This is a genomic window from Kitasatospora sp. NPDC059747, from assembly GCF_042732955.1.
Classification (GTDB): domain Bacteria; phylum Actinomycetota; class Actinomycetes; order Streptomycetales; family Streptomycetaceae; genus Kitasatospora.
Genome location: NZ_JBHWGV010000056.1, coordinates 34,895 through 56,118 on the forward strand (window position 1 = coordinate 34,895; position 21,224 = coordinate 56,118).

General features: G+C 74.8%; 13 protein-coding genes, 4 tRNA genes and 1 pseudogene. 12 read left to right on the forward strand and 6 right to left on the reverse strand.

The features are described 5' to 3' along the window. Positions 1 to 83: 83 nt before the first annotated feature. The 7 genes from ACFV4G_RS23970 to cobA all read left to right on the forward strand — a co-directional run bounded on the left by ACFV4G_RS23970 (position 84) and on the right by cobA (position 10,693). Positions 84 to 1,109: a methionine ABC transporter ATP-binding protein gene (locus ACFV4G_RS23970; protein WP_380443616.1), complete on the forward strand. Its 1,026-nt coding sequence runs from the start codon at positions 84 to 86 to the stop codon at positions 1,107 to 1,109. Next, entirely contained in the window at positions 1,106 to 1,837 is a 732-nt protein-coding gene (locus ACFV4G_RS23975; RefSeq protein WP_380443618.1) for a methionine ABC transporter permease, read from the forward strand. The genes ACFV4G_RS23970 and ACFV4G_RS23975 overlap by 4 nt, the downstream gene beginning before the upstream one ends. A gap of 57 nt (positions 1,838 to 1,894) precedes the next feature. Beyond that, entirely contained in the window at positions 1,895 to 2,719 is an 825-nt protein-coding gene (locus ACFV4G_RS23980) for a MetQ/NlpA family ABC transporter substrate-binding protein (RefSeq protein ID WP_380443620.1), read from the forward strand. 201 nt (positions 2,720 to 2,920) lie between these two features. Next, a complete protein-coding gene (locus ACFV4G_RS23985) occupies positions 2,921 to 3,583 on the forward strand; it encodes a GNAT family N-acetyltransferase (RefSeq protein WP_380443622.1) in 663 nt (220 codons plus the stop codon). Between the two features lie 194 nt (positions 3,584 to 3,777). After that, positions 3,778 to 5,037: a precorrin-6y C5,15-methyltransferase (decarboxylating) subunit CbiE gene (gene cbiE / locus ACFV4G_RS23990; protein ID WP_380443624.1), complete on the forward strand. Its 1,260-nt coding sequence runs from the start codon at positions 3,778 to 3,780 to the stop codon at positions 5,035 to 5,037. Between the two features lie 496 nt (positions 5,038 to 5,533). Continuing rightward, positions 5,534 to 9,343 carry a nicotinate-nucleotide--dimethylbenzimidazole phosphoribosyltransferase gene (gene cobT / locus ACFV4G_RS23995; RefSeq protein WP_380443626.1) on the forward strand — a complete coding sequence of 1,270 codons (3,810 nt, stop codon included), beginning with the start codon at positions 5,534 to 5,536 and terminating at the stop codon, positions 9,341 to 9,343. A gap of 102 nt (positions 9,344 to 9,445) precedes the next feature. Then, on the forward strand, positions 9,446 to 10,693 hold the full coding sequence (cobA, locus tag ACFV4G_RS24000; protein WP_380443653.1) for a uroporphyrinogen-III C-methyltransferase: 1,248 nt from the start codon (positions 9,446 to 9,448) through the stop codon (positions 10,691 to 10,693). A gap of 86 nt (positions 10,694 to 10,779) precedes the next feature. Here cobA and ACFV4G_RS24005 read toward each other — a convergent pair whose 3' ends face one another. Next, positions 10,780 to 13,521 carry a SpoIIE family protein phosphatase gene (locus tag ACFV4G_RS24005; protein ID WP_380443628.1) on the reverse strand — a complete coding sequence of 914 codons (2,742 nt, stop codon included), beginning with the start codon at positions 13,519 to 13,521 and terminating at the stop codon, positions 10,780 to 10,782. A 100-nt stretch (positions 13,522 to 13,621) separates the two neighbouring features. Here ACFV4G_RS24005 and ACFV4G_RS24010 point away from each other — a divergent pair, with 100 nt between their 5' ends. Beyond that, the gene (locus ACFV4G_RS24010) at positions 13,622 to 14,428 is read left to right on the forward strand and encodes a TrmH family RNA methyltransferase (protein WP_380443630.1); all 807 of its coding nucleotides are present in this window, start codon (positions 13,622 to 13,624) and stop codon (positions 14,426 to 14,428) included. A gap of 1,096 nt (positions 14,429 to 15,524) precedes the next feature. On the opposite strand, the pseudogene ACFV4G_RS24015 reads toward ACFV4G_RS24010, so the two are convergent. Then, positions 15,525 to 16,799 (reverse strand): annotated as a pseudogene (locus tag ACFV4G_RS24015) (protein kinase); the annotation flags it as partial. A gap of 425 nt (positions 16,800 to 17,224) precedes the next feature. Here ACFV4G_RS24015 and ACFV4G_RS24020 point away from each other — a divergent pair. Further along, on the forward strand, positions 17,225 to 17,422 hold the full coding sequence (locus tag ACFV4G_RS24020) for a hypothetical protein (protein WP_380443632.1): 198 nt from the start codon (positions 17,225 to 17,227) through the stop codon (positions 17,420 to 17,422). Between the two features lie 256 nt (positions 17,423 to 17,678). On the opposite strand, the gene ACFV4G_RS24025 is transcribed toward ACFV4G_RS24020, so the two are convergent. The 4 genes from ACFV4G_RS24025 to ACFV4G_RS24040 form a co-directional block, all read right to left on the reverse strand. Beyond that, positions 17,679 to 17,750, reverse strand: a tRNA-Val gene (locus tag ACFV4G_RS24025). Between the two features lie 41 nt (positions 17,751 to 17,791). Beyond that, positions 17,792 to 17,863: transfer RNA gene (locus ACFV4G_RS24030), tRNA-Val, on the reverse strand. 35 nt (positions 17,864 to 17,898) lie between these two features. Next, positions 17,899 to 17,972 (reverse strand) — tRNA-Cys (locus ACFV4G_RS24035). 40 nt (positions 17,973 to 18,012) lie between these two features. Continuing rightward, a tRNA-Gly gene (locus ACFV4G_RS24040) sits at positions 18,013 to 18,085 on the reverse strand. A 226-nt stretch (positions 18,086 to 18,311) separates the two neighbouring features. On the opposite strand from ACFV4G_RS24040, the gene ACFV4G_RS24045 reads away from it, so the two are divergent. From ACFV4G_RS24045 to ACFV4G_RS24055, 3 genes are all read left to right on the forward strand, one after another. Further along, entirely contained in the window at positions 18,312 to 19,361 is a 1,050-nt protein-coding gene (locus ACFV4G_RS24045) for a chorismate-binding protein (RefSeq protein WP_380443634.1), read from the forward strand. Between the two features lie 85 nt (positions 19,362 to 19,446). After that, the gene (locus tag ACFV4G_RS24050; RefSeq protein ID WP_380443636.1) at positions 19,447 to 20,277 is read left to right on the forward strand and encodes an aminotransferase class IV; all 831 of its coding nucleotides are present in this window, start codon (positions 19,447 to 19,449) and stop codon (positions 20,275 to 20,277) included. Positions 20,278 to 20,459: 182 nt separating this feature from the next. After that, a complete protein-coding gene (locus ACFV4G_RS24055; RefSeq protein WP_380443637.1) occupies positions 20,460 to 21,224 on the forward strand; it encodes a GNAT family N-acetyltransferase in 765 nt (254 codons plus the stop codon).

Here is a 21,224-nt window from a genome sequence, read left to right on the forward strand (position 1 = left end):
CTGGCGAAGCGCCGTAGACGCCGCCGACCGCAACCCGGTCGGGCGGTCGACGCGCCGCCCGCCCCCGACCCACGGAAGCTGCTGTGATCACCACCACGGACCTCACGAAGGTCTACCGCTCCCGAGGCCGCGAGGTGACCGCCCTCGCCGGTGTCGACCTGCACGTCCGTCCGGGCGAGGTCTACGGAGTCGTCGGCACCAGCGGCGCCGGCAAGTCCACCCTCATCCGCTGCGTGAACATGCTGGAGCGCCCGACCTCCGGCACCGTCACCGTGGACGGGGTCGAGCTGACCGCGCTGTCCGGCGGCGAGAACCGGGCCGGCAAGGAGCTGCGCGAGGCGCGGCGCCGGATCGGCATGGTCTTCCAGCACTTCAACCTGCTCGCCTCGCGGACGGTCCAGCAGAACGTCGAGCTCCCGCTGGAGATCATCGGCCTCGGCCGCACCGAGCGCCGCCGCAAGGCCGCCGAGCTGCTCGACCTGGTCGGCCTCGGCGACAAGGCCCGCAGCTACCCCAACCAGCTCTCCGGCGGCCAGAAGCAGCGCGTCGGCATCGCCCGCGCTCTGGCCGGCGACCCGAAGGTGCTGCTCTCCGACGAGGCCACCTCGGCGCTCGACCCGGAGACCACCCGCTCGATCCTCAAGCTGCTGCGCGACCTCAACCAGCAGCTCGGCCTGACCGTCCTGCTGATCACCCACGAGATGGACGTCATCAAGTCCGTCTGCGACTCCGCCGCCCTGATGCGCGGCGGCCGGGTGGTCGAGGCGGGCGAGCTGACCGACCTGCTCGCCAAACCCGGTTCGGAGCTGGCCCGCGAGCTGTTCCCGCTCAGCGAGTTCGGCACCGGCCACCCCGGTTCGACCGTGCTGGAGATCACCTTCCAGGGCGACGCCCCGGCCCAGCCGTTCGTCTCCCAGCTCGCCCGCACCTACCAGATCGACATCAACATCCTGGGCGCCGCGGTGGAGACCATCGCCGGCCGGATGGTCGGCCGCATGCGGGTCGAGCTGTCCGGCGGCCACCAGGACAACGTGGTGCCGATCGGCTACCTGCGCGAGCAGGGCCTGCAGGTGGACGTACTGGGCGCGGCGGACGGAGCGGTGGCATGACCTGGGACCAGATGCAGGCCCTGATGTGGCCGGCCACGCAGGAGACCTTCCAGATGGTGGGCCTGTCCGCGCTGTTCACGGTGCTGCTCGGCCTGCCGCTGGGCGTCCTGCTGGTGCTGACCGACAAGGGCGGCCTGCTGGCCAACCGGGCCGTCAACAAGGCCGTCGCCTTCGTCGTGAACATCGCCCGCTCGGTGCCGTTCATCATCCTGATGATCGCCCTGATCTCGTTCACCCGCTGGCTGGTGGGCACCTCCATCGGCTGGCAGGCGGCGACCGTGCCGCTCACCATCGGCGCCATCCCGTTCTTCGCCCGCCTGGTCGAGACCTCGGTTCGCGAGGTCGACCGCGGCCTGGTCGAGGCCGTCCAGTCGATGGGCGCCGGCACCTGGACGATCGTGCGCAAGACCCTGCTGCCGGAGGCGCTGCCGGGCCTGGCCGCCTCGGTGACCACCACGATCATCACGCTGATCGGCTACTCGGCGATGGCCGGCACGGTCGGCGGCGGCGGCCTCGGCACCCTGGCCGTCAACTACGGCTACCAGCGCTTCGAGACGGCCTTCATGTGGGTGATCGTCGCCGAGCTGGTGATCATCGTCACCGCCGTCCAGCTGATCGGCGACTTCGCCGTCCGCCGCCTCGCGAACCGCGGCCGCTCCGGCGGCGGCCGGACCCGCCTGCTGCGCGGCACCCCGGCGGCCCGCGACGAGGACCTCGTCGCCCCCTAGACCTCCCGCGCCCGACTCCGGCCGCGGCTCCCCGCATCACGCAGAAAGGCACTTTTCGTGCGCAACGCCCTGAAGTTCACCAGCGTCCTCGCCACCGCGGGCATCGCCCTCTCGCTCGCCGCCTGCGGCAGCTCCGGTTCGTCGTCCTCGGACCCGAACGCGCCGCTGACCGTCGTCGCCAGCCCCACCCCGCACGGCCAGATCCTCAAGTTCGTCAAGGACAACCTCGCGGACAAGGCGGGCCTGAAGCTCGACATCAAGGAGGTCACCGACTACGTGACCCCCAACACCGCGGTGCAGGACGGCTCGGCCGACGCCAACTACTTCCAGCACGTCCCGTACCTGGAGGACTTCAACAAGAAGCACGGCACCGACATCGTCTCGGTCGAGCCGGTGCACCTGGAGCCGCTGGGCGTCTACTCCAAGAAGGTCAAGTCGATCGCCGACCTGCCGGACGGCGCCACCGTCGGCCTGCCGAACGACGCCACCAACGAGGGCCGCGCCCTCAAGCTGCTCGCCGACAACCAGCTCATCACGCTGAAGGACGGCGTCACCACCGCCGCCACCCCGGCCGACGTCACCGGCAACCCGAAGCACCTCAAGTGGAAGGAGCTGGAGGCCGCCCAGCTGCCCCGCTCCGTCGCCGACCTGGACGCCGCCGTCATCAACGGCAACTACGCGCTGGACTCCGGCCTGAAGCCGGCCACCGACGCGCTCGTGCTGGAGAAGGCCGAGGGCAACCCGTACGCCAACATCCTCGCCGTCAAGAAGGGCAAGGAGAACGACCCGCGGGTCAAGAAGCTCGCCGAGCTGCTGCACTCGCCCGAGGTGAAGAAGTACATCGACGACACCTTCAAGGGCTCGGTCGTCCCGGCCTTCTGATCGTCGGACAACTCCGCACCCCGTGCCGCCCGACCGGGCCCCCGCCGCACTCCGGCGGGGGCCCGGTCGGGCAGTATGCACCAGGGGCGCCCGGCCCGGGGGCGTTCTGACGTACCGTCGTGCGGGCGGCGCACCACGTGGTACCCGGGGCGCGCCGGAGGCGTACGGTGTTGTGTTCACGACCCGGCGAGGAGAGACGGCATGGCAGCGAGCTTCCCCGAGACCGCCATCAGCACCGAACGGCTGTTGCTGCGGCCGCTTTCGGAGGACGACGCGCCCGGTCTCGCCACGATGATGGCCGACGACCTCGTCCTCGCCTGGACGGACCTGCCGCACCCCTTCACCGAGCAGTACGCGGCCGACCTCGCCCGCACCCTCGCCCCCTCCCACCGGGCCGCCGGGCGCGGCATCGTCTTCGCCGTCACCGAGCACCTCACCCAGCGCCTGGTCGGCCTGGTCGAGCTGCGCGCCACCGACTGGCGGCTGCGCAGCACCGAGATCGCCTACGTCACCGCCGCCTGGGCGCGCGGTGAGGGCTACGCGCCGGAGGCCGTCCTCGGCGTCGCCCAGTGGCTCTTCGAGGACCGCGGCTTCCTGCGCCTGGAGATGCGCACCGCCGCCGGGAACACCGCCGCCCAGCAGGTCGCCCAGAAGATCGGCGGGATCAGCGAGGGCGTGCTGCGCAGCGCCTGGATAGTCCGGGGGGAGTCCGGCGAGGTGGTGGGGGCACCTCCCGGCCGCCAGGCCGGGGGAGAGAGCCGCAGTGACGTCATCCTGTGGAGCCTCCTGCCCGAGGACATGGAGGCCCCCGAGCCCGAGCACTCCGGCCGGCACGGCGACCACCGCTACGTCCTGCGCGACTGACTCCCCACCGGGCTGCCCCCGGGCTTCGCGCACACGTGTGCGGCACTCCCCCGGCCCGGCGGCCGGGAGGTGCCCCCGGCGCGGGGCGGGAACACACCCGGTAGCCTCTGTCCGGCGCCGTACTGCGGCGCGGTTTGTCGGCGCACCGAGGTGCGCACCGGGGCGCGCACCGAGTCGAGGGAGAACGGCCGCAGATGGCTGACCGGATCACGGTCATCGGGTGGGACGGCACGCCGCTGACCGAGGCCGCCGGCGCGGCCCTCGCCGCGGCGACCCTGGTCGCCGGCGCCCCCTACCAACTGGGCGCACTCCCGGTGCCGCCCGCCGCCGAGCGGATCGTGCTCGGCAACATCCGCCAGGCCGCCCGCCGGATCGCCGAGCACCGCGGCGCCGCGGTCGTGGTCGCCGAGGGCGACCCGGGCTTCTTCGGCGTCGTCCGCACCCTGCGCCGCCCCGAGTACGGCCTCGAACTCGAGGTCCTGCCCGCCGTCTCCTCCGTCGCCACCGCCTTCGCCCGGGCCGGCATGCCGTGGGAGGACGCCCAGGTGGTCAGCGCCCACGGCGGCCGGCTGCGCCGCGCGGCCAACATCTGCCGGGCCCATCCCAAGGTCGCGGTGCTCACCGCCCCCGGCGCCGGGCCGGGCGAACTCGCCCTCATGCTGCGCGGGGTGCACCGGACGTTCGTCGTCTGCGAGGGTCTCGGCACGCCGGACGAGGACGTCACCGTCCTCACCTCCGACCGGATCGCCGACCACGCGTGGCGCGATCCCAACGTCGTCCTGGTGATCGGCGGCAACAGCGGCGCCCCGGCCGTCCCGGTGGACGAGGCGGCTGGCTGGCTCGCCGGGCGCCCGCTCGGTTTCCCCGGCGCGGACCGCGGCTGGGCGCTCCCCGGCGACGCCTACGCGGGCGCCGGGCGCGCGGCGGACGACCCCGGCGCATCGGAGGCGCTTCCCGCGCACGCGCGCGCCCTGGTGCTGGCCCGTCTGGGTGCTCGTCCGGGGGACCTGGTCTGGTCGGTCGGCGCGGGCAGCGGCGCCCTCGCGGTGGAGGCGGCCCGCTTCGGCGCGGCCGTCGTCGCCGTCGAGGCCTCCCGCTCGGCCTGCGCCCGGATCACCGTCAACGCGCGCCGCTACGGCGTCGAGGTGGAGACGGTGCACGGGCAGGGCCCCGAGGTGCTCGGCGGACTGCCGGAGCCGGACGTCGCCGTGGTCGAGGCGGGCGGCCTCCAGGTCGTCCGCGCCGTGCTGGCCCGCAGACCCGAACGGTTCGTCACCGTGGCCCGCACCTTCGCCGAGGCCGAGGAGTTCCGCCGGGCGATCACCGAGGCCGGCTACCGGGCGGACGGCGCCCTGCTGCAGTCGGCCCCGCTGCTCGCCGCCGACGGCGGAGGGGTGGCACTGGGGGCGGACGGAGCGGGCGCGCTGTTGCTCTGGGGTGAGCAGATCGTGTGAAGGCCCCGGGCCCGGCCGGTGTTCCGGGTGAGGATGCCGCAGGGGGGCCGGCGGTGATCCAGGTCGCATCCGGACACTGATTCGAGAGGTGACGGCGCCGGGCCGGTAGTGTGGCGTCCTGGTCGGCGGCGGTGGTCGGTGACCTGCCCGATCCGGTCGGTTTGTCACCCTTTTGACGTGGTGCAATCCGGCCGCGCTCGGAGTGTGGGCAATTCGACGGGCCGCGTGCCGGACCTGGAGAATGCCGTAGGGTCCGGTGCGGTGGTGCCGGTCGCCCCGGGTTGTCGTTGTTTCAGATGGCGGGCCGCCCCACAGGGGGAGGCGCGTGGGCCGGGGCGCGGCAGCTCACCGGAATGACTTTGGCCGCAGCGCCTCGGCGCGGCGGCCGTACGTGGTTGAGGGGCGGGTCGGTGCAGGCCCGGCCCGTGCGGATGGGCGCTGCGGTCGGTGATCGTGTCGCCGAGGGCGCGGCAGCGGCCTGGAAGGAGCTTTGACGATGACCGATGGCGGCCATGTCCCGGGCGAGGGACTGCCGGAGCACCTGCACACCGGGCCCGACCCGCTCGGCGGCCCGGAGGGGGTCGTCGCCGCACCCGTGCAGGGCGTCGCACCCGTGCCGGGTGTCATGACGGACGGCGGAGCGATCCCGAACCCCTCGGTGCCCGGACCCGGCCTCCACGGCGCGGTGCCGCCCGCCGTCGGCGTCATCCCGGCGCAGGGCCACCCGCAGGGCGTGCCCGCGTACGGCGTGCCCGGCGAGGGCTGGGCGGTCGACCAGGGCGCCCCGCGCCCGGCCTTCCACTTCCTCGACCAGCCCGACCAGGCGGACGGGCTCGACGACGAGGACGACGTCCTGCTGATGCCCGGCCCGCAGGGCTCGTGGGGCGAGCCGGCCGTGGCCGTCCCCGCCGAGCAGCTGCCGGCCGATCAGATGATGGTCGCGCCGCTCCAGGACGGCACGCCGGTCGAGCCGTCCTGGCCGCCGGTCGACCCGCCGGTGGCGGGCGCCGAGCAGTACCAGCAGGCCGTGCAGGCCGCCCCCGTCGCCCCGGCGGCCCCGGTGTTCCAGGAGCCGGTGACGCAGGCTCAGCCGCCGCGCCGCCCGCTGCACGCCGGTCCGCCGATCCCGGACCCGTCGATGATGACCGGCCAGGTGCCGGTCCGCTCGCTCGCCGACCGCGGCCCGTCCCTGGGCGCCACCCCCGCGCACGGCATCCCGGTCGTCGGCCGCCCGGCCGAGGCCCAGGCGCCGATGGCGGCGCCCCTGGCGCAGCCCGTCCCGGTCGCGCCGATGCCGCCGGCCGTCGACGCCGTGCCGGTCGCCGAGGTCCCGCTCGCGGTGGCGGACGTCCACCTCCCGCAGCAGGCCGCCCAGGAGATCCCGGGTGGCGTGCAGGTGCCGCTCGGGGAGCCGGTCACGGGCGGCGTGGCCGTGCCGACGGCCGGGGCGATCGAGGTCGTCGAGGTGGTCGAGGCCGCCGTCGCCGAAGCCGTGGCCGACGTGGTCGAGGCCGCGCCGCAGGCCGTCGCCGAGTTCGTGACCGAGCCCGCCGCCGAGCCGGTGGTCGAGGCCGCGCCGCAGGCCGTTGTCGTCGAGCCGGTCGCTGTCGAGCCGGTCGTCGTCGAGCCCGTCGTCGAGCCGGTCCTGACGGAGGCCGTCGAGGCGCCCGTCGCCGACGAGCAGTCGCAGGCCGCGCAGCCGCCCCGCCGCATCTCCGCCTTCCTCGCCGCGCCGACCCCGCACGGCCTGCCGCAGGTCGAGGCGACCGAGCAGGCGCCGGTGGCCGAGGAGGCCGTCGCGCCGCAGCCCGCTCCCATAGCGCCCGCCGAGGGCACGCCGGAGGCCGTCGTCGAGCCCGAGCCGGTGCAGCCCGCCGAGATGGTCGAGGCCGTCGCTGTCGAGGCGGTGCCGGTCGAGGCCGAGCAGCCGCAGGAGGCCGCGCCGGTCGAGGCCCCGGCCGTTGAGGCCGTGGTCGTCGAAGCAGCCGAAGCCGTGGCCGTCGAGGTCGTGGCGGCGGTCGAGGCCGTCGCCCCCGAGGTCGTCGAGGCCGTCGAGGTCGCTCACGCCGAGCCGCAGGCCGCCGCCGAGACCGCCGCCGGTACCGGCGAGATGCCGTCCGGTCAGGCCGTCCCCGCGGTCGAGGCCGAGCAGCCGCAGGAGGCCGCTCCGGTCGAGGCCCCGGCCGTTGAGGCTGTGGCCGTCGAAGCCGGCGAAGCCGTCGAGGCCGTGGCGGTCGAGGTCGTGGAGGCGGTCGAGGCCGTCGTGCCCGACGCCGAGCAGCCGCAGTCCGCCGCCGAGGTGGCCGAGGTCCCCGAGGTCGTCGAGCCCGCGGCCGAGCCCGTCCAGGACGCCCCGGTCGCCGAGACCCCGGAGGCCGAGCCCCAGCCCGCCGCCCAGCCCGTGGCCGAGCCCGTCCCCGCCGAGCCCGCCGCCGTCGAGGCCGAGCCCGCCGTCGAGCCCGCCCAGGACACCGCCGAGCAGCCTGCCGACGCCCAGGAAGAGACCCAGGCCGAGCCCCAGGACGCCGAGCAGGAGCCCGCCGAGCCCCGCGGCCCCGCCGCCCCCGGCTACGACGACGCCGGCCGCGACGCCGTCCACCAGGTGATCCGCGAGCGCCGCGACATCCGCAACGGCTTCCGCCCGGACGCGATCCCGCACGAGGTGCTGATCCGCGTCCTGGAGGCCGCCCACACCGCGCCCAGCGTCGGCTACTCCCAGCCGTGGGACTTCGTGGTGATCCGCTCCGCGAAGACCCGCCGGCGCATGCACGCCCTGGCCGAGCGCCAGCGCGAGGCGTACGCCGACTCGCTGCCCAAGGGCCGCGCCAAGCAGTTCCGCGAGATCAAGATCGAGGCGATCCTCGAAACCCCGGTCAACATCGTGGTCACCGCCGACCGCACCCGCGGTGGCCGGCACACCCTGGGCCGCCACACCCAGCCCCAGATGGCCCCGTACTCGGCCGCCCTGGCCGTCGAGAACCTCTGGCTGGCCGCCCGCGCCGAGGGCCTGGGCGTCGGCTGGGTGAGCTTCTTCGACGACGAGGAGCTGGTCCGCGAGCTCGGCCTGCCCGAGCACCTGGAGGTCGTCGCCTACCTGTGCGTCGGCTTCGTCGACTCCTTCCCGGACGAGCCCGAGCTGGAGCAGCAGGGCTGGGCCAAGAAGCGCCCGCTGTCCTGGGTCGTCCACGAGGAGCAGTACGGCAACCGCGCGCTGCCCGGCGAGGAGCCGCAGAGCCTGCTCGCCGAGACCCTGCGCGGCATCCGCCCGCTGGACGCCAAGGCGCTCGGGGAGGCCTGGGACCGCCAGAAGCGGATGACCAAGCCGGCCGGCTCGCTCGGCATGCTGGAGATCATCTCCGCCCAGCTGTGCGGCCTGTCCCGCAAGTGCCCGCCGCCGGTCCCGGAGCCCGCCTGCGTCGCGATCTTCGCCGGTGACCACGGCGTGCACGCCCAGGGCGTCAGCCCCTGGCCGCAGGAGGTGACGGCCCAGATGGTCGGCAACTTCCTCGCCGGGGGAGCGGTCGTCAACGCCTTCGCCAAGCAGATCGGCACCGAGGTCTGCGTGGTCGACGTCGGCGTCGCCGCCGAGCTGCCCGACGCCGTCCAGCAGGGCCGGGCCACCGGTCTGCTGCCGCGCAAGGTCAAGCCCGGCACCGACGACATGACCCAGGGCCCGGCGATGAGCCGCGAGGAGGCCGTCCAGGCGATCGAGGTCGGCATCGAGACCGCCCGCGACCTCGTCGCGGCCGGCAACAAGGCCCTGGTCACCGGCGACATGGGAATCGCCAACACCACCGCCTCGGCCGCCCTGATCTCGGTCTTCACCGGCCTCGACCCGGCCGAGGTCACCGGCCGCGGCACCGGCATCGACGACGAGACGCACGCCCGCAAGGTCGAGGTCATCCGCGCCGCGCTGGCCCTGCACCGGCCCGACCCGGCCGACCCGATCGGCGTCCTCGCCGCCATCGGCGGCCTGGAGCACGCCGCGATCGCCGGCTTCCTGCTGGGCGCCGCCTCGCTGCGCACCCCGGTCGTGCTGGACGGCGTGATCGCCGGTTCGGCCGCCCTGGTGGCCAAGGCGATCGCCCCCGAGGTGCTGGCGGCCTGCATCGCCGGTCACCGCTCCGCCGAGCCCGGCCACCAGGCCGCGCTGGAGCGGCTCGGTCTGCGTCCGCTGATCGACCTGGACCTGCGGCTCGGCGAGGGCACCGGTGCCCTGCTGGCCCTGCCGCTGGTGCAGAGTGCGGCCCGCGCGATGCACGATGTAGCCACCTTCGACTCCGCCGGGGTCACCGAGAAGGCCTGACGTTCCCGTCACCGCTCCGCGGACCGGCCCGAGGGCGCGCCCGTGCCCGGGGCGGGGGGGGTCCGCAGACCAAACCCCCCTTACCCCTCAGGGGCACCCCCGCTGAGCGGCCCCCCCCCCCACCCCCCCCACCAACGCCGTACCCCCTACCCGGTCGGGCTGCTGCTCGCCGGCCGCCGCGTGGTCGTGGTCGGCGGCGGGCAGGTCGCGCAGCGCCGGCTGCCCGCGCTGATCGCGACCGGCGCGGAGCTGCACCTGATATCGCCGAGCACCACCCCGGCCGTCCAGGCGATGGCCGACGCGGGCGAGCTCACCTGGCACGCCCGCCCCTACCTGGACGGGGACCTGGCCGACACCTGGTACGCCCTGGTCGCCACCGACGACCCGGTGGTGAACGCGCGGGTCAGCGCCGAGGCCGAGCGCGAGCGGGTGTTCTGCGCCCGCAGTGACGACGCCGCCGCCGCGACCGCCTGGACCCCGGCCAGCGGCCGGGACGCGGGCGCCACCGTCGCCGTCCTCACCGGAGACCCGCGCCACTCCGCCGGCCTGCGCGACGCCATCGTGGACGGCCTGCGGGACGGCTCGCTGGCCGCCCGCCAGTACCGCGCGCACGGCGCCGGCGTCGCCCTGGTCGGCGGCGGCCCGGGCGACCCGGACCTGATCACCGTGCGCGGCCGCCGCCTGCTCGCGGACGCGGACGTCGTCGTCGCGGACCGCCTCGCCCCGCGCGAGCTGCTGGCCGAGCTGCCCGAGCACGTCGAGGTGATCGACGCGTCCAAGATCCCCTACGGCCGCTTCATGGCCCAGGAGGCGATCAACCGGACGCTGATCGAGCACGCCAAGGCGGGCAAGTTCGTGGTTCGGCTCAAGGGTGGCGACCCGTACGTCTTCGGCCGCGGCGGCGAGGAGCTGCTGGCCTGCGCCGAGGCCGGGCTGCCGGTCACCGTCGTGCCGGGCATCTCCAGCTCGATCAGCGTCCCGGCGGCCGCCGGGGTGCCGGTCACCCACCGCGGCATGACGCACGAGTTCACCGTGATCTCCGGCCACGTCGGCCCGGGCGACGAGCGCTCGCTGACCAACTGGGAGGCCGCGGCGAAGATGAGCGGCACCCTGGTGCTGCTCATGGCGGTCGACAAGATCGCCGCGATCGCGGCGGAGCTCGTCGCGCACGGCCGCGCCGGGGACACCCCGGTCGCGATCGTCCAGGAGGGCACCACCGCGGCCCAGCGCCGGGTGGACGCGACCCTGGCCACCGTCGGTGCCGTGGTCGAGGCCGAGGGCATCAAGCCGCCGGCCGTGATCGTCATCGGCGACGTGGTCAACGTCCTCGCGGCGGCCTTCCGGAAGTAGTCCCGGCGGACGGTAGCAGTCCCGGTGGAGTGGGAAGTCGGCCCGTCCGACGTCCCACTCCTCGCCCGGACGGCGTCCCCTGGCGGCTACTCCAGGGGCTGCTCCGTCCAGATCACCTTCCCCGTCGCCGTGTAGCGCGTCCCCCAGCGGTCCGCGAACTGCGCGACCAGGAACAGCCCGCGCCCGCCCTCGTCCGTCGTCGCCGCGTACCGCAGGTGCGGTGACGTGCTGCTGCCGTCCGACACCTCGCAGATCAGCGAGCGGTCCCGCAGCAGCCGCACCCGGATCGGCCCGGAGCCGTACCGGATCGCGTTGGTCACCAGCTCGCTCAGGATCAGCTCGGTGACGAACGCGGCCTCGTCCAGCCCCCACGACTCCAGCCGGTCCGCCACCGCCCTGCGGACCGGCCCCACGGCGGCCGGGTCGGACGGCACCTCCCACTCCGCCACCCGCTCCGCCGCCAGCACCCGGGTCCGCGCCACCAACAGCGCGATGTCGTCCTGCGGACGCTCCGGCAGCAGGGCGCCCAGCACGTCCGCGCAGGTCTGCTCGGGCGTGCGCGGCGGCCCGGTCAGCGCCGCCCGCAGCCGCTCCAGCCCCTCGTCGATGTCCCGGTCGCGGTCCTCCACGAGTCCGTTCGTGTACAGCACCAGCCGGCTGCCCTCGGCCAGCTCCAGCTCGGCCGTCTCGAACGGCAGCACCGCCAGCCCCAGCGGCGGCCCGGTCGGCAGCTCCGGGAACTCCACCCGCCCGTCCGGGCCGACCACGGCCGGCGGCGGATGCCCGGCGCTCGCCAGCGTGCAGCGGCGCGACACCGGATCGTAGATCGCGTACAGGCAGGTCGCCCCGGCCAGCTCGGAGCTCTCCCCGCTCGCCGCCTCATCCTGGTCGATCCGGTTCACCAGGTCGTCCAGGTGCCCCAGCAGCTCGTCCGGCGGCAGGTCCAGCGTCGAGAAGTTGTGGATCGCCGTGCGCAGCCGCCCCATCGTCGCCGCCGCGTGTAGCCCGTGGCCCACCACGTCCCCGACCACCAGCGCCACCCGCGCACCCGGCAGCGGGATCACGTCGAACCAGTCCCCGCCCACGCCCTCCTGCGCCGGCAGGTAGCGGTGCGCGACGTCCAGCGCGTTCTGCACCGGCAGGCTGCGCGGCAGCAGACTGTGCTGGAGGGTCACCGCCATCGCGTGCTCGCGGGTGAACCGCCGCGCGTTGTCGATGCACACCGCCGCGTGGGCCACCAGCTCCTCCGCCAGCGCCAGGTCGTCCGTCTCGAACGGCTCCGCCCGGTCCGCCCGCCAGAACCGTGCCACCCCCAGCAGCACCCCGCGCGCCCGCAGCGGCACCCGCAGCAGCGAGTGCACCCCGTACGCCAGCACCCGCGCCGACCGCTCCGGATCCTGCTCCCGCCACTCCACCGCCTCGGCCAGTCGCGGCTCCAGGCCCGGCTCCCCGCTGTGCAGCGCCCCCGCCAGCGGCGTTGCCGGCACCACGTCCAGCACCGTCCCCACCGGGTGGAACGGCGCGTCGGACCGGACGCCCGCCACCGCGGCCCGGCGCATCCGCCCCAGCGACGGACCCGGCGGCGGCTCCTCGCCCGCCAGCACCTGCTCGGCCAGGTCCACCGTCACGAAGTCCGCGAACCGCGGCACCGCGACGTGCGCCAGCTCTTCGGCCGTCCGCGTCACGTCCAGCGTGCTCCCCACCGTCACCCCGGCGTCGTACAGCAGCCGCAGCCGCCGCTGCGCCACCTCGACCCGGCCGGACAGCGCCAGCAGCTCGGTGGAGTCGCGCAGCGTCGCGACGAAGCCGGGCGGGCCGCCGTCCCGGTCGGTGAGCCGGATGTTGACGGCCAGCAGCCGCTCCCCGGCCATCACCACCTGGTCGGTGACCGGCAGGTTCGCGGTCAGCAGTTCCTCGGGGGCGCGCTCCAGCCCCAGCTCGGTCACCAGCCGCCCCTCGGCGTCCGCCGGCAGGCCGAGCAGCCGGTGCGCCTCGTCGTTGCAGAGCAGCAGGCGTCCGTCCCCGCCGACGATCAGCACGCCCTCGCGCACCGCGTGCAGCACGGCCGCGTGGTGTTCGTACATCCGGGTCATCTCGGTCGGCCCGAGGCCGTGCGTCTGGCGCCGCAGCCGCCGGCTGATCAGCGCCGTCCCGAGCGTCGCCAGCACGACCGCGCCCGCGGCGGCGCCCAGCACCACCGGCAGTTGCCGCTGGCTCGCGGTGCTCACGTTCGCGAGCGTCACACCGGCCGACACCAGCCCGACCACCGAGCCGTCCGGCGCGTACACCGGCACGACCGCCTGGACCAGCGGGCCGAGCGTCCCGCTGATCTGCTCGATCACCACGTGGCCCTGCAGAGCGGGTTCGTAGGTGCCGATGAACTTCTGGCCGATCCGGGCCGGGTTGGGGTGGGTGTAGCGGATGCCGTCGTTGTTCAGGACGACGATGAAGTCGACGCCCGACGCCACCCGCGCGGCCTGCGCCCGCGGCTGCAGGATCGCCGTCGGATCGGGGGAGCGCAGCGCCTCGACGATCCCCGGCGAGTGGGCGAAGGTCTGCGCGACCGCGACCGACCGGTTGCGGGCCTCGTTGTCCGCGTCGTTGCGGGACTGCACGACGAGCGCCACCCCGGCGGCCACCACGAGCAGCAGCACCACGAGGATCTGCAGCACGAACACCTGACCGGCCACGGACCGGAGGTTCACCGGCCACGCGCGACGGACGTTCTGCTGCTGTTGCCGACCATGAGGGCGTCCACCGGAGGAGCCGGCGGATCCAGAAGCACCAGAGGCCGACGGAGCCCAGGATCGACCCGGAAAACGGGCCATACGGTCATATTTGCACTCCGATCGGCGCGGGGCCAAGGCCAAACCGTCCGACTCTTTCCGCCGTTTGGCCTTCACCGCCCGGCCTTGGCAAGATCGCAGGGTGTCCGAACCCAGCGCCATCACCGACCCGGCCGACCCCCGCCTCGGCGACTACACCGGCCTCACCGACGTCGAACTGCGCCGCCGGCGCGAGCCCGCCGAGGGCTTGTTCATCGCGGAGGGGGAGAAGGTCATCCGCCGCGCCCTCGCGGCCGGCTACCGGATGCGGTCGATGCTGCTGACCTCCAAGTGGCTGGACGTCATGGCCGACGTCATCGCTGAGGCCGACGCCCCCGTCCACGTCGTCGAACCGGCCCTCGCCGAGGCCGTCACCGGCTACCACGTGCACCGCGGCGCCCTCGCCTCGATGGAGCGCAAGCCCCTCCCGGACGCCGCCGCCGTGCTGGCGGGCGCCCGCCGGGTCGCCGTCCTCGAAGGCCTGGTCGACCACACCAACCTCGGCGCGATCTTCCGCAGCGCCGCCGCCCTCGGCATGGACGCCGTCCTGCTCTCACCCGACTGCGCGGACCCGCTCTACCGGCGCGCCGTCAAGGTCTCCATGGGCGCCGTCTTCGCCGTCCCCTACGCGCGCCTCGACCCCTGGCCCGCCGCCCTGACGACGGTCCGCGACGCCGGATTCACCCTCCTGGCGCTCACCCCCGCCGAGAGCGCCGTCGACCTGTCGAGCCTGGCCTCGCAGAGCCTGCCCAAGACCGCCCTGATGCTCGGCGCCGAAGGCGACGGCCTCACCCCCGGGGCGATCGAGGCCGCCGACCACGCCGTCCGCATCCCGATGGCCCACGGCATCGACTCCCTCAACGTCGGCGCGGCCGCCGCCGTGGCCTTCTACGCCGTGACGACCCCGTAGCAGCGGCCCGCCGCACCCTCGCCCGCGGGGAACTGCGCGGCCCGGAACTGCTCGCCGTCCTGCTGTCCGGTCTCGTGTGGTTCTGGTCCCCGGCTCATCAAGGGGCGCGGGGAACTGCGCGGCCCGGAAGGCCGATGCCCGCGACTGCTCGCGGTCCTGCCGTTCGGTCTCGCGTGGTTGTGGTCCCCGGCTCATCAGGGGGCGCGGGGAACTGCGTGGCCCGGAACTGCTCGCCGTCCTGCCGTCCGGTCTCGCGTGGTGCTGATCCCCGGGTTATCAGGGGGCGCGAGACGATGGCCGGAACTCTCCACTGCTCCGCCCCCGCGGCCCGCCGTCAGCCCGCCGCGGTGGTCGGCAGGGCCGGGGCCGCGGCGGCCGGGGGAGCGGCGGTGAGGCCGGTGCCGCCGGAGGCGCCTGCGCCGGGCCAGGACTCGTCGAGGGAGCCGTCCGGGCGGACGGTGTAGCGGGTGGAGGTGACGGCCCCGGTCTGGGCGACGCGCTCCTCCCGGACGACCGCTCCGGCGTCGAGCCGCCAGGAGGCCGTGGCCTGCGGATCGGCGGTCGAGGAGCGGGCGGCGGCGGCGACCGGGTTGTCCCCGGAGAAGGTGTACAGCTGTACGAGGTCGACCGGTACCGAGCCCTCGGCCCGGCGGAGCACGACCACCGTCGCCGGCGAGCCCTTGTACCGGGTCGGCAGCACCGAGCTGAGCGACACCTGCGGCCCGCCCGCGGCCGAGCGCCCCTCGCGCAGGGCGATCCCGGGGCCGCCCGCGCCGTCGGGGTAGGTCCGGTTGGGCCAGTCCACGGCCGGGCCCGGCGCCTGCGCAGGAGCCAGCCCCAGGTCGGCCGCACCCGTCCCCGAACCTGTCGCACCCGTCCCCGAAGCCGCCGCGCCCGTCCCCGAAGCCGCCGCGCCCGCTCCCGTCCCGCCTCGTGCCGCCGCCGCCACGGGCGTCGCCGAGGCCGTCACCGACGCCGTCGCCGAGGGCGTCGCCGAGGCCGTGCCCGGCACTGCCGCGCCGTCCACCGACAGCCCGGTGGGGAGGACGACCATCGTCGGCAGGCCCGAGGGCCGCATGCCCTGGTTGCTGCGGTTCTCGCACCCCTGGGCCGCCGCGATGGCGAGCGCCACCCCGATCGTCACCGTGACGAAGACGACGAGCCGCTGCCGCAGCAGCCGCTGCCGCGGGGTGGTCGGCCGCCCCGGGGCGGGGGTGTGCTGACGGTCGCGGGGCCGCCCGCGGTCACGGCCGCCGGGCTGGCCGGGCGCGGGCGTCTGCTGACGGTCCCGCACCGGGCGTCCCCCCGAGGCCGCCTCGGGTCTGGGGTGCGGGCCGGCCGCCCCTTGCGGGCGCCGCTGCGCCGCGCCGGGCCCGGAGGCCCCGGGCCGGCTGCCCGCCACGGCCCGGGCACGTGCCGCGGCCGCCGGGTCCGGGGAGCGTCCGGGCGCGGGCACGCCGTGCCGCACGCCGCCCGGGGCGTCCGCCTCGGGCGCGGGCGGGGGAGTCGCCGAGGCGCGCCGCATGACGCGCCCGCCGCCGGCCGCCGCCGCTCCGCGGGCCGCGAGCTCGCTGAGCCGCTCGTGCAGGGCGGCCGCGCCGGGCCGTTCGGCGGGCTCCTTCGCCAGGCAGGCCCGGATCAGCGGCGCGAGCTGCGGCGGCACGTCCGAGAGGTCGGGCTCCTCGTGGACGACCCGGTAGAGCATGACCTCCGACGAGGCCCCGGAGCCGAACGGCGTGTCCCCGGTGAGCGCGTAGGCGAGCGTCGCGCCGAAGGCGAACACGTCGGTCGCGGGCGTGACGGCGACCCCGCGGACCTGTTCGGGCGCGAGGAAGCCGGGCGAGCCGACGGCGGTGCCGACGTGGGTGAGCGTGCTGGCCCCGCGCGACCAGGCGATGCCGAAGTCGATGATCCGCGGGCCGCGCGGCGAGAGCAGGATGTTGGAGGGCTTGAGGTCGCGGTGGACGACCCCGGCCTCGTGGACCTTCACGAGTCCGTCGGCGAGCGCGGCGCCGACCCGGGCGGCCTCCTGCCAGCCGAGCGGTCCTTCGTCGCCGACGCGCTTATAGAGGGAGGGCCCGGGCACGTAGGCGGTGGCGAGCCAGGGGCGGTCGGCCTCGATGTCGGAGCCGACGACGCGCGCCGTGCAGCCGCCGCGGATGCGCGAGGCGGCGGCGATCTCGCGGGCGAAGCGGGTGCGGAACTCCTGGTCCTCGGCGAGTTCGGCGCGGATCAGTTTGAGGGCGACCCGCTGCCCGCGCCGGTCGGAGCCGAGGTAGACGACCCCCATGCCGCCGGCCCCCAGTCGCCGGTGGAGGCGGTACGGCCCGACGATGCGGGGGTCCTCACGCCTCAGCCGCATCATCGCCATGTCCGTTCCCCGTCAGCCCGTGGGTGAGGCCCCGTCGGTTGGGGCATCGTCAGTTCCTGTCCGGCACAGCTTACGGACTGCCCGCTGCGGTGTGCTGATACGCAACACCTCAAGCCACCGTGCGATTGTCCGATCTTGCACTGACCTGCTGGTCATGAGGGTGCCGAAACGTTTCTCGGGGTCGTCTCTCAGGGTTCCCCCGGGGGCCCGGTCGAGACCGTCTCCCCCTGCGGTAGTAGTCCCTAAGTCGGACCGTCATCCTCGGGGATGCCCGAGGAACAGTACGACGGCATGACGCCCGAACGGCCCCCCGAGCCATAGCGTTGTCCTCAGCGGTGGACGGGGAGCTCGTCCCCCGAGGTTAGCCGTCCACCGCGCCAACTCGACCGGGCGAACGGCTCCGAGACCGGATCAGGAGTAAGGGCATGGCACCGCAGCTCACGGGAACCCCCCGCCGCCGTCGGCCGGCCTTCACCTTGCCCCGCACCGCCGAGCCGACGCGGCACCCCGCGGTGGCGCTGGCCATCGCCCTGCCGTGCGCGGTGCTGCTGGTGGCCCTGTTCGGCGGGTGGGACCAGATGGCGAACCAGGTCCAGGCAGTGGCGGACCTGATCATCCACTGAGACTTGGCCGGCCCCCGTGGCCGGCCGCGGAACGGACACTGATCCCCTGGGGACGGGGAGCCAGTGTCGCCGGGGAGGCCGTGCCCGCGTTGAGACGCGGACGGGCGAGGAGCGGTGCGCAGAGCGCCCCGGCAGGCGGAGACGCCGCGTACGGACGTCGGTGAGGGCGACCGTACGCGGCTCTTCTCTTTTTCTCACGGCCCACGCAAAAGGCCGGGGCCGCGACCCTCACGGATCGCGGCCCCGGCCGTTACTGTGCGCGATACTGGGATTGAACCAGTGACCCCTACCGTGTCAAGGTAGTGCTCTCCCGCTGAGCTAATCGCGCCTGGTGTGGCGGTCCTGCAGCAGACCCCGAAGGGTCCGACGTGCGCGATACTGGGATTGAACCAGTGACCCCTACCGTGTCAAGGTAGTGCTCTCCCGCTGAGCTAATCGCGCGGGGAGGTTCTCCCGGCGGAACCGGGCGATCCTCTTGGAGGTGGAGACGGGATTTGAACCCGTGTACACGGCTTTGCAGGCCGTTGCCTCGCCTCTCGGCCACTCCACCAGGCAACACTCGGAGAACGATCTTACACTGTTCCCCATCGAGCGGACGACGAGATTCGAACTCGCGACCCTCACCTTGGCAAGGTGATGCTCTACCAACTGAGCCACGTCCGCCTGTCTCCCGGGACCTTCACCGCTTTTCTTCGGCTGCGCTCCCTGGCGACGTGTTGAACTCTAGCGGATTCCCGGGCCAGCTAAAAATCCGTTCCCGCAGCGTGCACTCGGTGCACACCCGGAAGCCGCTCGCGCCCGGTCGTTCCGGCGTACGCCCCCGGCCTCGTCGAGCGCCCCCGACCTACACTTCAGGCACCGCCGCCCAGCACCACCGCGCAGGAGAACCGTGTCCGGCCGCACCGCCCCCCAGACCCCGCTCGCCCGCTTCGGCGGCCGCCTCGCCACCGGCCTGCGCGACGTCACCTCGGACCCGGCCGCGCTGGACTCCGCCGGCTACTGGGCGGTGGCCTACGACTTCGAGGGCCGCCTCACCTGCGCCCGCTTCGACGACGTCCGCCCCGCCCCCGCCCCGCCCTCCGGCGCCGGCTGGCACGGACCGGACGCCGGCGACTGGCACAGCTCCCTGGACCGCGACGCCTACACCGCGGGCGTCCGCCGCATCCGCGAGCACATAGCCGCCGGCGAGGTCTACCAGGCCAACCTCTGCCGCGTGCTCTCCGCACCGCTGCCCGATCCCGGTCGCACGGACGTCGACGCCCTCACCGGACTCCTCGCCCACGGCAACCCCGCCCCCTACGCGGGCACGATCCGGCTGCCCGACCACGGCGTCGAGATCGCCACCGCGTCGCCCGAGCTCTACCTGCGCCGCTCCGGCCGCACCGTCTCCTCCGGTCCGATCAAGGGCACCGGCCGCACCGAGGACGACCTCCTCGACAAGGACCACGCCGAGAACGTGATGATCGTCGACCTGGTCCGCAACGACCTCGGCCGCGTCTGCGCGACCGGCAGCGTCACCGTCCCCGACCTGTGCGCCGTCGAGAAGCACCCCGGCCTCGTCCACCTCGTCTCCACCGTCGAGGGCACCCTGCGCGACGGCGTCGGCTGGCCCGAGCTCCTGGGCGCCACCTTCCCGCCCGGATCCGTCACCGGCGCACCCAAGTCCAGCGCCCTGCGGATCATCGAAGCCCTCGAAACCGCCCCGCGCGGCCCCTACTGCGGGGCCGTCGGCTGGGTCGACGCCGACCGGGGCGAAGGTGAACTCGCCGTCGGCATCCGGACCTTCTGGATCGACCGCACCGACCCCGCCGTCCCCGTGCTGCGCTTCGGCACCGGCGCCGGCATCACCTGGGGCTCCGACCCCGACCGCGAGTGGGCCGAAACCGAACTGAAGGCCGCCCGTCTGGTCGCGATAGCGTCGGGCAGCGAGACCCTCTGAAGGCCCGCGAACGCCGCGCAGCACCCGCAGGACCGCAGAGCCCCCAGCCCCCCGCCGAAGAACCGCCCCCGAGGAGCAGCGCCCGATGCACACCCCCACCAAGAGCTGGGTCAACGGCACGCTCGTCGATTCCGCCGACGCCGCCGTCTCCGTCCTCGACCACGGACTCACCACCGGTGACGGCGTCTTCGAGACCATGAAGGCCGCCGACGGCCGGGCGTTCGCCCTCACCCGCCACCTCGACCGCCTCACCCGCTCCGCCCGTGGCCTCGGTCTGCCCGATCCCGACCACGACCGGGTCCGCGAGGCCTGCGCCCAGGTCCTCGCCGCCAACCCGATGCCGCTCGGCCGACTGCGCGTCACCTACACCGGCGGCGTCGCCCCCCTCGGCTCCGAGCGCGGTGACTCCGGCGCCACCCTCGTCGCCGCCATCGGTCCCGTGAACCGGCGCCCCGACACCACCGCCGTCGCCGTCGTCCCCTGGCGCCGCAACGAGCACAGCGCCGTCGCCGGCCTCAAGACCACCTCCTACGCCGAGAACGTCGTCGCCCTCGCCGCCGCCCACCGCGTCGGCGCCTCCGAGGCCCTGTTCGCCAACACCGCCGGACTGCTCTGCGAAGGCACCGGCTCGAACGTCTTCGTCGTCATCGGCGGCCGCCTGCTCACCCCCACCCTCGCCTCCGGCTGCCTGGCCGGCATCACCCGCGCCCTCGTCGTCGAGTGGTGCGGCGCCGAGGAGACCGACCTCCCGCTGGAGGCCCTCCGGGACGCCGAGGAGGTCTTCCTGACCTCCACCCTGCGCGACGTCCAGGCCGTCACCCGCGTCGACGACCGCGAACTGCCCGGGATCGGCCCGGTCACCGCCAAGGCCATGGCGGTCTTCGCCGAGCGCAGCGGCGACGACCTCGACCCGTGAGCCCGCTCCGGCGGGCCCGGGTCGTCGGCCGCCTCCGACGGGCTGGTGTCCTTAGCCGCCTCCGGCGGGCTGGTGTCCTTAGCCGCCTCCGGCGGGCTGGTGTCCTTAGCCGCCTCCGGCGGGCTCGTGTCCTTAGCCGCCTCCGGCGGATAAGCCTCCCGGCGCGGGGAAGGGACCACCACATGACCTCCACGCTGCGGCCCGAGGGCCCCGAGACACCCACCCCCGCCGGCGGCCGCACCAGACGCTGGCAGATCTGCGCCAACGGCCGCCAGGTCGGTGCCCTGCGCACTACCGCCGTCCCGCACGGCAGTCAACTCTTCGGAGAGATCGCCGAGTTGGAGATCAGTGAAGGGCGCGGCCGGGGCCGCGGGACGTTCGGCGCGCTGGCCGCCGAGGAGGTGCTGCGCGGCTGGGGCTGCACCCGCGTGGACATTGACGTCCCCGAGTCCGCGCAGGTCGCCCGCGGCCTCGCCCTCGCCCTCGGGTACACCGAGCGGATGCGGAACCTGGCCAAGCACCTGACCGCACCTCCCGATCTCCCGGCCGGCGTCACCGCCCGCGCGATCGGGGCCGGGGAGTTCCCGGCCTGGCTCGACCGGGCCGCCGAGGACTACGTCCGCTCGCTGCGGGAGTCGGGCCTCACCGAGGAGCAGGCCCGCGCCAAATCCGGCGTCGACCACCAGCGCCTGCTCCCGCAGGGCGCCGACAGCCCCGGCGTCGCGCTGCGCCGCCTCTACGGTGGCGGGGACGAAGCCGGCACCGAGCCGCTCGGCTCGCTCTGGGTGGACCTCCACCTGCGCGACCTGCCGGACGGCGAACCGCTCGCCTGGGTCATGGTCGTCGAGGTGTGCCCCGCCCCCCCGGGCCCGGGGCCCCGCCCGACACGGATTGGGCGAGCCCGACCCGGGGTCGCGGGCCCCCGGGGGCCCCACCCACGCCGATAA

Excerpts from the sequence above, each read along its gene's own strand:
- ACFV4G_RS24055 (WP_380443637.1), top strand. The coding sequence starts at position 20,460 with ATGACCTCCACGCTGCGGCCCGAGGGCCCCGAGACACCCACCCCCGCC.
- ACFV4G_RS24020 (WP_380443632.1), top strand. The coding sequence starts at position 17,225 with ATGGCACCGCAGCTCACGGGAACCCCCCGCCGCCGTCGGCCGGCCTTC.
- ACFV4G_RS23975 (WP_380443618.1), top strand. The coding sequence starts at position 1,106 with ATGACCTGGGACCAGATGCAGGCCCTGATGTGGCCGGCCACGCAGGAG.
- ACFV4G_RS24005 (WP_380443628.1), bottom strand. The coding sequence starts at position 13,521 with ATGGCCCGTTTTCCGGGTCGATCCTGGGCTCCGTCGGCCTCTGGTGCT.
- ACFV4G_RS24050 (WP_380443636.1), top strand. The coding sequence starts at position 19,447 with ATGCACACCCCCACCAAGAGCTGGGTCAACGGCACGCTCGTCGATTCC.
- cbiE (WP_380443624.1), top strand. The coding sequence starts at position 3,778 with ATGGCTGACCGGATCACGGTCATCGGGTGGGACGGCACGCCGCTGACC.
- ACFV4G_RS23985 (WP_380443622.1), top strand. The coding sequence starts at position 2,921 with ATGGCAGCGAGCTTCCCCGAGACCGCCATCAGCACCGAACGGCTGTTG.
- cobT (WP_380443626.1), top strand. The coding sequence starts at position 5,534 with ATGACCGATGGCGGCCATGTCCCGGGCGAGGGACTGCCGGAGCACCTG.